General features: G+C 71.6%; 8 protein-coding genes. 5 read left to right on the top strand and 3 right to left on the bottom strand.

Annotation, left to right across the window (positions count from 1 at the left end; genetic code table 11):
• Positions 1-94: 94 nt before the first annotated feature.
• The 3 genes from FMM06_RS16635 to FMM06_RS01070 are packed head-to-tail and all read left to right on the top strand — an operon-like array spanning position 95 to position 9,155.
• Positions 95-4,150 (top strand): hypothetical protein, encoded by a 4,056-nt coding sequence (locus FMM06_RS16635; protein ID WP_185964986.1) that lies wholly within the window; start codon positions 95-97, stop codon positions 4,148-4,150.
• Positions 4,147-7,731, top strand: coding sequence for a S8 family serine peptidase (locus tag FMM06_RS01075; RefSeq protein ID WP_143554376.1), 3,585 nt, complete (start codon positions 4,147-4,149; stop codon positions 7,729-7,731). Before FMM06_RS16635 ends, FMM06_RS01075 begins: the two co-directional genes overlap by 4 nt.
• Positions 7,728-9,155, top strand: coding sequence for an MBL fold metallo-hydrolase (locus FMM06_RS01070; protein ID WP_143554375.1), 1,428 nt, complete (start codon positions 7,728-7,730; stop codon positions 9,153-9,155). Before FMM06_RS01075 ends, FMM06_RS01070 begins: the two co-directional genes overlap by 4 nt.
• Before the next feature lies 1 nt (position 9,156).
• On the opposite strand, the gene cysS is transcribed toward FMM06_RS01070, so the two are convergent.
• Genes cysS through radA form a run of 3 tightly spaced genes read right to left on the bottom strand, consistent with a single transcriptional unit; the run spans position 9,157 to position 12,387 of the window.
• The gene (gene cysS / locus FMM06_RS01065; RefSeq protein ID WP_143554374.1) at positions 9,157-10,467 is read right to left on the bottom strand and encodes a cysteine--tRNA ligase; all 1,311 of its coding nucleotides are present in this window, start codon (positions 10,465-10,467) and stop codon (positions 9,157-9,159) included.
• Entirely contained in the window at positions 10,464-10,994 is a 531-nt protein-coding gene (locus tag FMM06_RS01060; RefSeq protein ID WP_235889002.1) for a CvpA family protein, read from the bottom strand. Before FMM06_RS01060 ends, cysS begins: the two co-directional genes overlap by 4 nt.
• Positions 10,995-11,016: 22 nt before the next feature.
• Positions 11,017-12,387: a DNA repair protein RadA gene (radA, locus tag FMM06_RS01055; protein WP_143554373.1), complete on the bottom strand. Its 1,371-nt coding sequence runs from the start codon at positions 12,385-12,387 to the stop codon at positions 11,017-11,019.
• Between the two features lie 148 nt (positions 12,388-12,535).
• Here radA and FMM06_RS01050 point away from each other — a divergent pair, with 148 nt between their 5' ends.
• Positions 12,536-14,182 carry an alkaline phosphatase family protein gene (locus FMM06_RS01050; RefSeq protein ID WP_143554372.1) on the top strand — a complete coding sequence of 549 codons (1,647 nt, stop codon included), beginning with the start codon at positions 12,536-12,538 and terminating at the stop codon, positions 14,180-14,182.
• 19 nt (positions 14,183-14,201) lie between these two features.
• Entirely contained in the window at positions 14,202-15,104 is a 903-nt protein-coding gene (argB, locus tag FMM06_RS01045; RefSeq protein ID WP_143554371.1) for an acetylglutamate kinase, read from the top strand.
• Positions 15,105-15,227: the final 123 nt, after the last annotated feature.

Below are 15,227 nucleotides of genomic sequence, written 5' to 3'. Positions count from 1 at the left end.
CCCCACGCGCGGCAACCGTGTCGCTTCCATCCTAGGCTCGACTCGGACGTGTAACTAAGGTCATGATTACCGGGCGGCGAACGGGGAGCGGCGCTTGGCAGAGGCGCGGAAGGCACAGGCACGCTGGCTCGGCTTCGCCGGGATCGGCTTTGCTGGCCTCGCGCTGATCTTCGGCATCTGGCTGACCCAGGCCGCGGGGCGCGTCGTCGGCTTCGACACCCACCGCAACGAGCACGACCTGGGCATCATCGCCGAGGGACTGGCGAGCTGGCCGCGCACCGCCGCGTCGATGGCGCGGTCGAACTTCATCCCCCAGCGCCTCGAACCCGCCGACAGCGCCGCCGCCGCCGCGGGTTGGCAGCTGCAGGCGCGCTTCTGGCACCCCGAGCTCGGCCGCTTCACGATCCGCTACGCCGCGGTCGCCGATACCAAGCTGTGCCCCGAGATCGACGCCGACGGCCGCCGCGCCTGGTTCACCGGTCGTCGCCTCCACCTGCGCGGCGTCCACGACCTGGGCGTGCTGGAGGCCGCCGACCGCCACGTCATGCCGGGCATCGGCGACTGGCGCGCCTGGCTCGGCGCGGCGCGGCCCGGGCGGGCGGCGTTCACCCTCGCGCCCGGCACCCAGCTGTGCTGGGCGACCGCGCTGCCACTCGACCCGCTCGTCCACCTGGAGACCTCTGCACCGCGCGTTGCCAACCTGCTGCTCGCCGACGCGCAGGGACGGGTCACCGCGCAACTCGGCGTCGACCCCCTGCCGATCGGCAGCCTGTCGCAGCTGCGCGCCGCCGAGCCGATCTCGGCCTCGCTGCTCGGCGCGCTCAAGGGTGCCCCCAAGGCCGAGGCACCGCGCTCGCTCGATCCGCTGACCCCCGTACGGGTGCGGATCGGCACGGTCGACTACGACGCCTATGTCCGCGACATCGTCCCCGGCGGCGTGGCCGGCGGCGACGCGCAGGCCCGCGCCGTGGCGCTGGTGCCGGTGCGCGGCCTGTCGGCGCGCATCCCGCGGGCGCCGATCATCATCGCAGGGTTCAGCATCCCGCTGCTGCTGCTCCTCGCGCTGACCGCGGTCATCAAGCTGCGCCTGATCGGCCCCGGCGAGGCGATGGCGCGGCTCGAGATCGCCGCGCTGGCGGTCGGGCTCGCGGGCGCGGTGGCGCTGTCGACGGCGGCCGTGCTGTTCGCCGCCGATGTCCAGGCGAGCCGCGCGCGCGCCGGCATCCGCACCGCCGACACCGCGATCGAGCTGCGCCGCCAGTTCAAGGCCGAGGTCGGGCCGCTGCTCGGGGTCGAGGACGGGCAGGACCGGCGCGGGCGCTGGCGCGACCCCGGCACCTGCATCGATGAGCCGCTCGCGCTCGCCAGCGTGCGGTTGCCGCCGTCGCCGGGCTATGCGCTCAACGAGCGCCGCCGCGACAACTTCAAGGGCCGGATCCTGCCGCCACGCGAGTCGGCCTTCGTCATCGGCAGCGACGGCGTCCAGCTCCCCGGCACGGTGATCAGCGCCTGCCGCTTCAACAACGGCGCGCGCCTCGACGTTTCGATGCGCGACTATTTCACCAAGGCGATGGAGGGCGACACCTTCCCCCTGCCCGCGACGCCGCTCAACTGGCGGCGGCTGGCGGTGCCCGGCCAGCCGGGTGCGCCGCTGCTGGTGTCGCCGCGCTACACGATCGAGCAGGTGCGCTCGCAGAGCGACGGCATCGACAAGACGCTGGTCGCCTGGCCCGCGATCGCCAGCCGCGCCGCACTCGCCGCCCGCGAGCCCGACGCGGTGGTGGTCAGCGCCGCGGTGCTGCGCAGCCTGCTCGCCCCCGTGCTGCCGCCGACCGAGAGCTTCATGGTCGTCGACCTCGACTCGCCGGGGCTGGAGGTGATCTTCCATTCGGAGCGACAGCGCGTCCATGTCGAGGCGGCGCGCCGCGAACTCCGCTCGCCCAAGCTCGACGGCATCGTCGCGCGGCTGAAGGAGCCGAACGCCGAGAACGAGGGGCCGCCCGCGCTGACCTCCACCTACGACGGCGCGCGCCAGCATTTCGGCCTCGCGCGCCTGCCCTATGCGCCCTGGGCGGTGCTGACCTGGCATTCGCACGACAGCGCCGACGCGGTGCCGGCGCAGGTGCTGTTCGCCTCGCTGATGACCTTCTCGGTGTTCGCCGCCGCCTTCTGGGCGATCCCGCTGATCGCGCTGACAGTCAGTGCGCGGGTGCGCTGGGCATGGCTGTGGCCCGATCCGCGCCGGACCCGCCACTACGCCCGGCTGGCGGGCGCGCTGGCGCTGGTCGCGGGCGTCGGCACGCTCGCGCTGCTGCTGTGGCCGCGCATCGCGGTCGGGGTCGCGCTTGCCTGCTGGATCGCCAGCGTCGCGGCCTGGGCGATCGTCTGGCGGCGCCCTGCGGATGCGGCCGGACCGCTGCGCCCCGATACCGCCCGGGGCTATGCCCGCGCGGCGGTGGCGGCGCTGCTGGCGCTCGTCGCGGTACCGATGGCGGCGTTCCACTCCGACGCGTCGCACTTCGGCCGCCGCAGCCTCGACACCGAAGCCGCACAGCAGCTCGACGCCGAGCTCGCGGCGCGCGCCGCCGCGACGGGGGCGATCGCCAACGTCTATTATTCGAACCTCCGCGGCGGCGCTAAGGAGCGGCTGCTGACGCCCGCAGACCGCATCGGCGTCGCAGCCGGCTGCTGGCAGCCGCTCCCGCCGGGCGAGGCGTACGCTGGCTGGTCGCAATGGCTGTTCAAGGGCCTGTACCACGGCCCCTCCCCGCGCGCCGCGACGGTGACCCCGGCACTCGCCGCCCTCGCCTGCCCGGGCACGCCGCTCAAGGTCGGCGACCTCGCGACCTATGCGGAGCCCGACCTGATCTGGGAGTCGGGGTCGCTGATGCGCGTTGCCTGGGTGGCGCTGGTCGTGGTGCTGGGCCTCGCGGTGTGCGGTGCGGCGCTGACCTTCGTGCTGCGCCGCCTGTTCGGGCTGAAGACCCCGCTGGAAGCGGTGACCTATCCGCCGCTCGCCCTGTCGGACGATTTCGCCTCGCTGGCGCTGCCGCCCAAAGTGATGATCGTCCGCCCGCCGCTCGGCCTGCGCCAGCAGCTGTTCGACCACGGCCACCGCGTCGACCTGAGCGACGAGCGCCTCGAGCTGGTGCCGGGCCCGAAGGTCGGCGCGGCATGGGAAGCGCCCCGCCACTATGTCCTCTACAACCTCGAACTGACGCTGCGCGAGCCCGAGCGGCGGCGCGAGGCGCTGCGCTTCGCCGAGAAGCTGGCCGATCATCCTGCAGTGCGCAGCGGTACCGCGACGCTGGTGCTGGTCGCCGAGCTGACCCCGCTCGAACGCCTGCTCCAGGCCTATGAGCAGGAGAAGCTGGCGGCGGTCGACGACGACGGCCTGCGCCTCGAAGCGATCCGACGCCAGCGCGAGGACATCCGCTGGTCGAAGCTGCTCGAGGACTTCCAGACCTATATCTTCGGCCCCGTCGACCGGCTGCTCCGCGACGCGGCGCCCGGCGAGACGGCGATCGAGACCGCGGTGGTGCGCGAGCTGGCGGGCCTGCCCGAACAAGTCATCGCGACGCTGCTGCCGCCAGGCGACGCGCCCCCGGTCGCGACGACACTGCGTACCCCGGCCGAGTACGACGCAGTCTACCGCCCGCCCGTCACCGCGTTCGCGCGCAGCCTGCACGCGGCCAGCCCGCAGGCGGCGATCGACTTCGTCGGGCTGATGCTGATCGAACATTATCAGCAGCTATGGTCGGCCTCGTCGCGCGCCGAGCAGCTGGTGATGCACAATCTCGCGCTGCGCCGCCTGCCCAGCACCGCGGCGCGCGACGCGATCAAGTCGCTGATCCGCCGCGGCCTCGTCACCTACGACCCCGCGCCGCGCCTGCTCAACCGCAGCTTCGCGAGCTTCATCCTGCACGCCGAGCGGCCGCAGACCCTGCAGCGCTGGCGTGCCGAACAGCCGCGCGGGGGGTGGCGCTTCGCCTTCTGGCCGCTGCTCATCATCCTGCCGCTCGGCCTGCTGGCGCTGGGCGGCGCGATCCTCGATTCGGGCCAGCCGCTGGTCGCGCTGCTGCCATTGCTGGTGGCGGCGGGGCCGGCCTTGCTGCAAACTCTCGGTGTCTTTCGAAAGGCCGCGACATGAGCGACCAACCCGGCCTGTTGATCAAGCTGCGCCGCGCCGATGCGGCGGGCTTCGCCGCCAACAACCGCCTCGGCGTGTCGCCGGCGGGGCTGGAGCCGATCCTGGCCGTACCGGCGCCTGCCGCCGAAGCGCGCGGCTTCTCCGACCATCCCAACGACGCGGTGTGGTACCGCGCGCCGGCCGCGGGCAGTGCCTGGGACGCCGCGCACGACGCGATGCGCCAGGGCTTCGCGGCGGGCAACGGCATCATGGCGGCCGAGCCCGACTTCGCGCAGAGCTTCGCCGGCGACGACGGCAGCAGCCCCGCCGACTGCACTGCGCGACCCCAATCGCCAGAAGGAAACCGTGCGGTCGGCGCGGGCGACGACTGGCACCTCGGCGACGCGTACAGCGGCCTCGCGCGCGCTGCTGCATCGGTCTCGCCCGACGCGCAGGCGCGTATCCTGATCGCGCACCTCGACACCGGGTACGACATCGACCATCCCGCGATGCCGGCCGGGCTGCAGGCCGCGCTCGAACGCGACTTCACGCGCCGCGGCGACACGGGTGCGGCGGACCGGACCCCCGATGGCGGCATCCCGGGCACGCGCAATCGCGGGCACGGCACGGGCACACTCAGCATCCTCGCCGGGCGCGGCTTCGGCGGCGCCCCCCACGCGCGCGTGATGGCGGTGCGGATCGCCGACAGTGTGGTGCGCTTCACGACCTCGACGATGGTGCAGGGCATCGATCACGCCCGGTCGAGCGGCGCGCATGTCCTGTCGATGAGCATGGGCGGCCTCGCGTCGGCGGCGCTTGCCGATGCGGTCAACGCCGCATACGAGGCCGGGCTGACTTTGGTCACCGCCGCGGGCAACAACTTCGCGCCGGGGCTGCCGATCCGGTCGGTCGTCTATCCGGCGCGCATGCGGCGCGTCATCGCCGCGACGGGCGTAATGGCCGACGGCCGGCCCTATTTCAGCCTCGACACCGGCACCATGCAGGGCTGCTGGGGGCCGCCAGCCAAGATGGCGACGGCGATTGCCGGGTACAGCCCGAACATTCCCTGGGCGATGCTGGGCTGCGGCACCGTCCGCCGCGACGGCGAAGGCACCAGCGCCGCGACGCCGCAGGTCGCCGCCGCCGCCGCCTTGTGGCTCGCCGCGCATCTCGACGACCCGAAGGTGGCGAAGCCCTCGTGGCAGCGGGTCGAGGCGGTGCGCCACGCCCTGTTCAGCGCGGCGCGCAAGACGACCGCCGGGCTCGATGCCGCAGGCGTCGAACGCTATCTCGGGACCGGCGCTCTCGACGCCTTCGCCGCGCTGGGCATCGGCGTGCCTGCGAAGCTGGTGCCCTCGCCTGCCGCCAGCGCCGCGTGGGACTGGGTCAAGCTGTTGTCGGGCCAGGGCGTCGGCTTCGCGCTCGCCGCCGAACCGCGGGCGAAGGCGCTCGGCCTCGAACTCATGCAGCTTGCGGGCGCCGACCGCGAGATCGAGGCGACGCTGCTCAAGGCCGACCCCGACGACGGCGTCTCGGCGCGGGACCGCAAGCGCTTCTTCCACGCCGTCCTCGATTCGGGCCGCGCCTCGCAGCGCCTGACCGCGGCGCTGGTCAAGGAACTCGGGCTGCACAGCGCCCCGCCCGCGCCGCCGCCGCCGCCCGATGCGCCGCCCCCCGCCCCGCCGCCCGTCGCCATGGCGCCGCGCAAGCCGCGCCAGGACCCCGTCCCGTCACGCCGCCGCCTGCGGGTCTTCGCCCTCGACCCCAGCCTCGGCGCGTCGCTCGGCACGCACGACATCAAGGAGGCGACGGTCAGTGTCGCCTACGAGGCCGATGGCCAGGGTCTCAGCAAGCTCCGCCCCGGCCCGGTCGGCGAATATGTGGAAGTCGTGGACATCGACCCCGCGTCGGACCGCGTCCACGCCCCCGTCGATCTCGATCATCCCCACCTGCTGATCACCGATGGCCTCGCACCGTCGGAGGGCAACCCGCGCTTCCACCAGCAGATGGTCTACGCCATCGCGATGAAGACGATCGGCAATTTCGAGGATGCGCTGGGCCGCAAGCTGCTGTGGGCGCCGCGCCGCCACCGCGTCGACGGGCGGACGGTGTTCGAATATGTGCCGCGCCTGCGCATCTATCCGCACGCGCTGCGCGACCGGAATGCCTATTACAGCCCGTCGAAGGTCGCGCTGCTGTTCGGCTATTTCCCCGCGCAATCGGCCGACGACGCGGTGACGGTGCGCGGCTCGATGGTCTTCGCCTGCCTGTCGGCGGACATCATCGCGCACGAGATGACTCACGCCATTTTGGACGGCGTCCACCGCCACTACCAGGAGCAGACCAACCCCGACGTCGCCGCCTTCCACGAAGGCTTCGCCGACATCGTCGCGCTGTTCCAGCACTTCACCTACGACGAGCTCGTCCGCCACGAAGTCGCCCGTGCGCGCGGCAAGCTGGGCGCGACGACATTGCTCGCGGGCCTCGCGCGCCAGTTCGGGCTGGGCAGCGGCGAGAAGGCCGCGCTGCGCGACTATCTCGACCCCGACACCGGGGCGCTCGACCTCGCCAAGACCACCGAGTCGCACCAGCGCGGGTCGATCCTGGTGTTCGCGATCTACGAGGCCTTCCTGGCGATCGTCGAGCGGCGCACCGGCGACCTGATCCGCCTTGCCACCGGCGGCACCGGCGAGCTGCCCCCCGGCGACCTCCACCCCGGCCTCGTCGACCGGCTGACCAAGGAGACGTGCAAGGCCGCCTCGCAACTGCTGCGCATCTGCATCCGCGCGATGGACTATTGCCCGCCCAACGACATCGGCTTCGGCGAATATCTGCGCGCCCTGATGACCGCGGACGTCGATTCGGTGCCCGACGACAAGCTCGGCTACCGCACCGCACTGCTCGAGGCGTTCCGGAAGCATGGCCTGCTGCCGCCGCGGCTGCGCACCGTGTCGGTCGAATCGCTGATCTGGCTGCGCCCGCAGGAGCCGCGGCCAGCATGGCTCGGCAAGTCGGTCAAGCGCTTCGCCATCGACTGGGCCAACAACGGCGACCGCTGGACCTCGTTCGTCAAGGTGCAGGAGCGCAGCACCGACCTTCACCTCGACCTCGCCGAGGCCTTCGCCGATCCCGTGGGCGGCCCCGACCTGTGCGCGGCGCTGGGGCTGCAGCACGGCCTCCCGCGCTACAACGACGACTTCAGCGAGCGCGACGGCCACGACGGCAAGACAACCTTCAGCGTCCACAGCCTGCGCCGCGTCCGCCGCGCCCAGCCCAACGGCGAGCTGAGCTACCAGATCGTCGCGGTCATCGCGCAGCGCCGCGCCGAGTGGCGCGACCCCGACGACGAAAGCCAGGGCAAGTTCTGGTTCCGCGGCGGCGCGACGCTGATCATCGACCCCGCCGCCTCGACCGGCAGCGATCCGGTGCCCGAGATCCGCTACGTCATCGTCAAGCACATGCTGAGCGCCGACCGGCTGCGGCGGCAGCGCGCCTATGCCGCGGGCGCCTTCACCGGCGGAATGCGCGCGCAATATTTCGACACGCGCGCGATGGCGGCGGCCGAGCCCTTCGCGATGCTGCACCGGGGAGACCCCGCATGAGCCAGGTTCGGACACGCCTGTATTGCCATGGCTTAGGCGACTGCAACCTGCTGGGCATCACCCGGCCCGATGGCGGGACCTTCTGGATCCTGATCGACTGCGGCATCCACACCTCGGCCAAGGGCGGGCGGGAGACGATCGATGCCGTGGTGGCCGACATCGCCGCGACCGTGACCCCGGCAGGCGGCGGTAGCCCGCGCCTCGACGTCATCGTCGCGACGCACGAGCATTGGGACCATATCTCGGGATTCCTGACGGCTGCGAGCGCCTTCGCGAAGTTCGACGTCGGAGAGGTCTGGCTCGGCTGGACCGACGACCCGCGCGACGAGCAGGCGCGCGCCCTCGACAGATACAAGGGCGAGGCGCTGGCGGCGCTGGCGACCGCGGTGGTGCGGCTGCGCGACGACCCGCAGCAGGGCGCGCTGGCGAACGGCATCGAGGAGCTGCTGGGCTTCCATTTCGGCCTGAAGGGCGAGCGCTCGCGGTCCGCGCGCGACGCGCTGGTCGCGCTAGCGCCCGACCGGGTGCGCTATTTCCAGCCCGGCGAGGTCGCGCCGCTGCCCAAGGGGCTGGGCGTCACGGCGTACGTGCTCGGTCCGCCGCGCGACCTGAAGATGCTGGGCCTGCGCGATTCGGCGAAGGACAGCTACGGCATCGACGCCGGCTGGGCGATGTCGACGAGCCTGCGCAACGCCTTCGGGGTCGAGGGCGGCGACATGGACATGGACGCCGACGTCGCCTCGCCGTTCGACGAGTCGGAAGGAGTGCCGCTGTCGAGCCTCGACATCGATGCCGCAGCGCCGACCCCGCTCGCGCTGTTCGTCCGCAATCACTACGCCGGTCCGGTGGCGCCGGAGTCGCTGCCAACGACGGTCGAGGGCGACCCCGACCCGCCGTCGCGCGATCAGCAGTGGCGGCGCATCGACAGCGACTGGCTGGGCTCGGCTGCCGATGTCGCGATGCAGCTCGACGACCGCACCAACAACACCTCGCTGGTGCTGGCTTTCGCGCTGGCGCCGGCGGGCGACGTGCTGCTGTTCGCCGCCGACGCGCAGATCGGCAACTGGCAGACGTGGGACAGCGTGGTGTTTGCCGACGGCACCAAGGGCGCCGACCTCGTCCGCCGCACGCGCCTCTACAAGGTCGGACACCACGGCAGCTCGAACGCAACGCTGAAGGGTGCTGCCGGCAAGGGCGGGCTGGAGGCGATGATGCACTCCGAGCTGATCGCCTTCATTCCGACCGACGAGGCGATGGCCAAGCGCGTCGGCTGGGGCGCCATACCGGCGCCCGAGCTGATGACCCGGCTGGGCGAGAAGGCCAAGGGCGGGGTGATCCGCTCCGACAAGCACGGTGCGCCGGTGTGGGAGCATGTGTTCGACGGAGGCGTGGCAGCGCCGAAGCGGCGGCGGCGGCGGGCCTGACCTAAACTCGCCGCCAGGTGGTGCCCGAGGGCGAATCCTCGAGCACGACGCCCTGCGCGGCCAATCCGTCGCGGATGCGGTCGGACTCCGCAAAATCCTTGCGCGCCCGGGCCGCTACCCGTGCTGCGACGGCGGCGTCGATCGCCGCATCGCCTTCGCCCTCCGGCTCGAGCAGCCCCAGCAGCCCCATTGCCGCGCGCATCCCGGCGACGTCGTCGAGCCGCGACAGCCGCGCGATCGCTGCCACCGCGTCGGGCGTGTTGAGATCGTCCGACAGCGCCGCGATGACGCGCTCGGGCACTTCGCCCGCCGCCACGTCCGAGCGCCGCAGGAAGCCCTGCCAGCGGTCGAGCGTCGCCTTGGTCTGGGTCAGCAGCGCGTCGGACCATTCGAGCGGCTGGCGGTAATGCGCCGACAGCAGCGCGAGCCGCAGCACCTCGCCCGACCAGCCGGCGGCGAGCAGCTCGTCGATCAGCGCAACGTTGCCGAGCGACTTCGACATCTTGTCGGCACCCATGCTGAGGAAGCCGTTGTGCATCCACACCCGCGCCAGCGGTGCACCGCCGTGCGCGCACGCCGACTGCGCGGCCTCGTTCTCGTGGTGCGGGAAGATCAGGTCGAGCCCGCCGCCGTGGATGTCGATCGTCTCGCCCAGCACCTCGCGGATCATTGCCGAGCACTCGATGTGCCAGCCCGGGCGGCCGCGGCCCCAGGGGCTGTCCCACCCCGGCTGCTCGGGCCAGCTCGGCTTCCACAGCACGAAATCGGCGGGCGACTTCTTGTACGGCGCGACCTCGACGCGGGCGCCGGCGATCATCTCGTCGAGCCTTCGTCCGGACAACTTGCCGTAATCGGGGAACGCGGCGACGTCGAACAGCACGTGCCCTTCGGCGGCATAGGCGACGCCGCGCGCGACCAGCTCGTCGATCATCGCGACCATCTGCGCGACATAGGCGGTGGCGTGCGGCGCATGGTCGGGCGGCTCGACGCCGAGCGCGCCCATGTCGGCGAGATAATGATCCTCGAAACGCTGCGTGATCGTGTCGATCGGCACGCCCTCGGCGTCGGCGGCCGTGATGATCTTGTCGTCGATGTCGGTGATGTTCCGCGCATAGACGACTGCGCCCGCGCCGTAGCGGTGCCGCAGCACGCGCCGCAGCACGTCGAACACCACCGCCGGCCGCGCATTGCCGATGTGCGCGCGGCCATAGACCGTCGGGCCGCAGACATACATCGTCACCCGCGCCGGTTCGGCGGGGACGAAGACCTGCTTCGACCGCGTCAGCGTGTTGTAGAGCCTGAGGTCGGTCATTTTTCGTCGGCACTTTCGCGCTTCGCCCGGGCGCGGCGTTCCTCGACGAAATCGGTCATCGCCTTGCTGCTGACCTCGACGAGCGGTGCGGTCTTCGACGCGCGAAGCCATTCGGGGCGCGGCTCGCCGGGATCGATGACGTCGAACACCATCGTCCCGAGCAGATAGATCACCGACGCCGCGAGCAGCCCCTTGAACGCCCCGAAGCCCAGCCCGAGCACCCGGTCGAGCGGCCCGACCACCGAGTTGCGCGTGCGGCTGCCGAGCATCCCCGCGATCGCCTTGAAGCCGATGTACGCGATCAGGAAGATCAGCACGAAGGCGAGCACCGCGCCGCCCGCTTCGGTCCCGGTGAACTTCGCGGCGAACACCTTGCCGGCGGGGTAGAAGAAGCGGATCGCGAAGAACGCCGCGACCCATGCCAGCAGCGACAGCACCTCGGTGACGAAGCCGCGCATCAGCCCGGCGATGCCGCCGAGCCCGATCAGCAGCAGCACGATGATGTCGAAGGCGGTCAGGCTGGCCATGCGGCGCGTGTAGGGGCGGGGCTTAGTCCCCCGCAACCCCCATGAAGTCGACGAGCCCGTTGAGCGTGCGGAAGCCCTGGATGCGCACCCCCCCGCCGTTGGTGTTGGCGGGCGCGAGCGCGTGGCCGAAGCCGAGCTTCGCCGCCTCCTTCAGCCGCAGTCCGGCGTGGCCGACGGCGCGCACCTCGCCCGACAGCGCGATCTCCCCGAACGCGATCGTGTCGGCGGCGACGACACGATCGGTCAGCGCCGAGATCAGCGCCACTGCAACCGCAAGATCGGCGGCCGGATCCTGCACCCGCAGGCCGCCGGCGACGTTCAGATAGACTTCGCACGCCGAGAAGCTGAGCCCGCAGCGCGCCTCCAGTACCGCGAGGATCATCGCCAAGCGGCCCGAATCCCAGCCCACCACCGCCCGCCGCGGCGTGGCGCCGCTCGCCAGCCGCACGACGAGCGCCTGGATCTCGCACAGCACGGGCCGTGTGCCCTCGAGCGCCGGAAACACCACGGTGCCGACGACCGGCGCGTCGCGGTCGGTCAGGAACAGGCTCGACGGGTTGGCGACCTCGGTCAGACCGTCCTGACCCATCGCGAAAACGCCGATCTCGTCGGTGCCGCCGAAGCGGTTCTTGACCGCGCGCAGGATCCGATACTGGTGGCTGCGCTCGCCCTCGAAATACAGCACGGTGTCGACCATGTGCTCGAGCACGCGCGGCCCCGCGATCTGGCCGTCCTTCGTCACGTGCCCGACCAGCACCACCGCCGCGCCGCTCGTCTTGGCATAGCGGATCAGCTCCTGCGCCGCCGCGCGCACCTGGCTGACCGTCCCCGGGGCACCCTCCAGCGTGTCCGAGTGCATCGTCTGGATCGAATCGATGATGACCAGCGCGGGCGGCGGACCCGAACTCAGCGTCGTCAGGATATCGCGCACCGACGTCGCGGCAGCGAGCTGCACCGGGGCCTTCGCCAGCCCGAGCCGCCGCGCGCGCAGCCGCACCTGGTCCGACGCCTCCTCGCCCGTGACGTAGGCAATGCGCTGCCCCGCCAGCGCCATCCGCCCCGCCGCCTGCAACAGCAGCGTCGACTTGCCGATCCCCGGATCGCCGCCGATCAGCACGGCCGACGCCGCGACCAGCCCGCCGCCGAGCGCCCGGTCCAGCTCGGCGATCCCCGTCGAGGTCCGCGCCGGAATCGCGACGTCGTCGTCGAGCCCCGCCATCGCGACGCGCGCGCCGCCGCCCGCCAGTGACTGCTTGGCGCTGAACGGCGTCACCGTCGACGCCGCCTCCTGCTGGATCGTGTTCCACTGGCCGCAGTCGCCGCACTGCCCCGCCCAGCGCGGCGCGACCGAACCGCACCCCTGGCAGACATAGCGGACGGCAGCACGAGCCATGATCTCTCCCCGAACGAACCGGGAACGTAGCGGCTCGGGCGCGCGTCGTCCACTCCCGCGACGTGTGTCACGTGCCTGCAATACGCGCACGCGATTGAGATTGGGCAGGCCAGCCGCTAGACGGCGCTGGCAGCCAGGGGAACGACAGATGCCAATCCGGATACTCGCAGGGCTCGCCGCCCTCGTGACCGCCGCCGCCGCGCACTCCGCGCCGCCGCCCCAGCCCAAGCTGATCGTCGCGATCGCCGTCGATCAGTTCAGCTCAGCGTTGTTCGAGCAGTATCGCGGCCGCTTCACCGGCGGGCTCAAGACGCTGAGCAGCGGCGTGGTCAACGCCAGCGGCTACCAGAATCACGCCGCGACCGAGACGTGCCCCGGCCATTCGACGATCCTGACCGGGCGCAACCCGGCGCACACCGGCATCGTCGCCAACCAGTGGTACGACCCCGACCTGGGTCGTCAGATGTACTGCGTCGAGGACCCCGCCGGTCCCGTGCCCGGACGCGACACCGCCCCGCGCGGCCCCGCCAACCTGAAGGTGCCGACGCTCGGCGAATGGATGAAGGCAGCGAACCCCGCCAGCCGCGTCTTCGCGGTATCGGGCAAGGACCGCGCCGCGATCGCGATGGCCGGGCACAACGCCGACGGCACCTTCTGGTGGGACGAGGAGCGCGGCTTCAACACCTATGTGCCGCAGGGCACGACCGCGGCGCAACGCCTTGCCCCGGTCGCGGGCCTCAACGCCGCGCTGGTCAAGCGCTGGGAAATCAAGGCGCCGGTGTGGACGCCGTCGGGCCAGTGCCGGGCCGGTGGCACCGACACGTTCGGGACCATGACCATCACCCACACGCTGCCGCCCGCGGGCAATGCGGGCGGATGGGACGAGCCCGCCAACCTCAAGTATTTCCGCGCCTCGCCCGGCCTCGACCAGGTGACGCTCGACGCCGCACAGGGCCTGATCGACCGCTTCAAGCTGGGCCGCGGCGCGGCGCCCGACCTGCTGGCGATCAGCCTGAGTGCCTCCGATTACGTCGGCCATCGCTACGGCGGCGGCGGGCCGGAGATGTGCGACCAGCTCATGCACCTCGACCGCATGCTCGGCGTCTTCCTGGCGAAGCTGGCGGCGTCGAAGGTGCCGGTGGTCGTCGTGCTGACCGCCGATCACGGCGCGCTCGATGCCGTGGAACGCGTCGCGAAGCAGGGTATCCCCGCCCAGCGCCTGACCGCCGACGCCTTCACCGAGGTCGGCCGCGAGGTGCAGGCCGAGTTCAAGCTCGACTATTTCCCCTTCGCGGGCGACGCGCAGCAGATCACCATCGCGGGCTTCGGCGAGCGCGATGCCAAGCTCGACGCCAGGATTGCGGCGTCGGCAATCGAGCGGCTGCGCAAGCGCCCCGAGGTCGCCGCGGTGTTCAGCAGCGCCGAGGTCGTCGCCGCCGAGCCCAAGCCCGGCACTCCGCCCGACGAACTGACGCTCGTCGAGCGCATGCACGAGAGCTTCTACCCGGCGCGCAGCGGCGACATCCAGGTCGCGTACCGGCCCTACCTCAGCGGCGGCGCGCCGGCGGCGCCCGGCGACTATGTCGCGGGGCACGGTTCCCCATGGAATTACGACCGGCGCGTGCCGATCCTGTTCTGGTGGCCGGGCGCGACGGGCTTCGAACAGCCGCTCGCGGTGGCGACCACCGACATCGCGCCGACGCTCGCCGCGCTGGTCGGCGTGACCCCGCCCGCGGTCGACGGGCGCTGCCTCGATCTCGACGGGACCAGCGCCGACAGTTGCGCGAAACGCTGACCCGCGCATAGAGGCGGCCATGCAAGACCGTCACGCGCCCCCGCCCGAACTGCTCGCCAAGACCGAGACGCTGATCGAGGCGCTGCCCTATCTGCAGCGCTACGCCGGCAAGACCTTCGTCATCAAGTATGGCGGCCATGCGATGGGCGACGCGGAGCTGGCCGCCGACTTCGCCGAGGATATCGTGCTGCTGAAGGCGGTGGGCATCAACCCCGTCGTCGTCCATGGCGGGGGGCCGCAGATCGGCGCGATGCTGCGCCGCCTGAATATCACGAGCGAGTTCGTCGACGGCCTGCGCGTCACCGACAAGGCGACCGCCGAAGTCGCCGAAATGGTCCTCGCGGGATCGATCAACAAGGAACTGGTGGCGGCGATCAACCGCGCCGGGGGGATCGCAGCGGGCATCTCGGGCAAGGACGCGCACCTCGTCCGCGCGGTCAAGGTGACCCGCACGACGCGCGACGAGGGCAGCGCGATCGAGCGCGAGGTCGACCTGGGCTTCGTCGGCGAGCCCGCGCATGTCGACCCGACGCTGATCAACACATTGCTCGCGGCCGGCATCACGCCGGTCATCGCGCCGGTCGCGGCGGGCGACGACGGGCACACCTACAACATCAATGCCGACACGATGGCGGGCGCGGTGGCGAGCGCGATCCAGGCGGCGCGCTTCTTTCTGCTGACCGACGTGGCGGGCGTGCTAGGCACGTCGGGCGAGGTGCTGACCAACCTCGACCCCGAGAAGATCGCGGCGCTGGTGGCCGCGGGCACCATCTCGGGCGGCATGATCCCCAAGATCGAGACCTGCGTCGCGGCGGTCCAGTCGGGCGTGGATGCGGCGGTGATTCTGGACGGGCGGGTGCCGCACGCGATGCTGCTCGAGATCTTCACCCGGAGAGGCGTGGGGACGCTCGTTCGCGCCTAAAAAGCACTTCTTTCCTTCTTTGTGCCTTCGTGCCTTCGTGTGAGCCACTTCTTTCTTTCTTCTCCTGAGAAGCAGGAAGGCAGAATTGCTCACACGAAGGCACGAAGGAAAGCAGAGAAGGTT

It is taken from the genome of Glacieibacterium frigidum, from assembly GCF_007097155.1.
Classification (GTDB): Bacteria; Pseudomonadota; Alphaproteobacteria; order Sphingomonadales; family Sphingomonadaceae; genus Glacieibacterium; species Glacieibacterium frigidum.
This window is presented reverse-complemented; position numbering and strand designations above follow the sequence as displayed.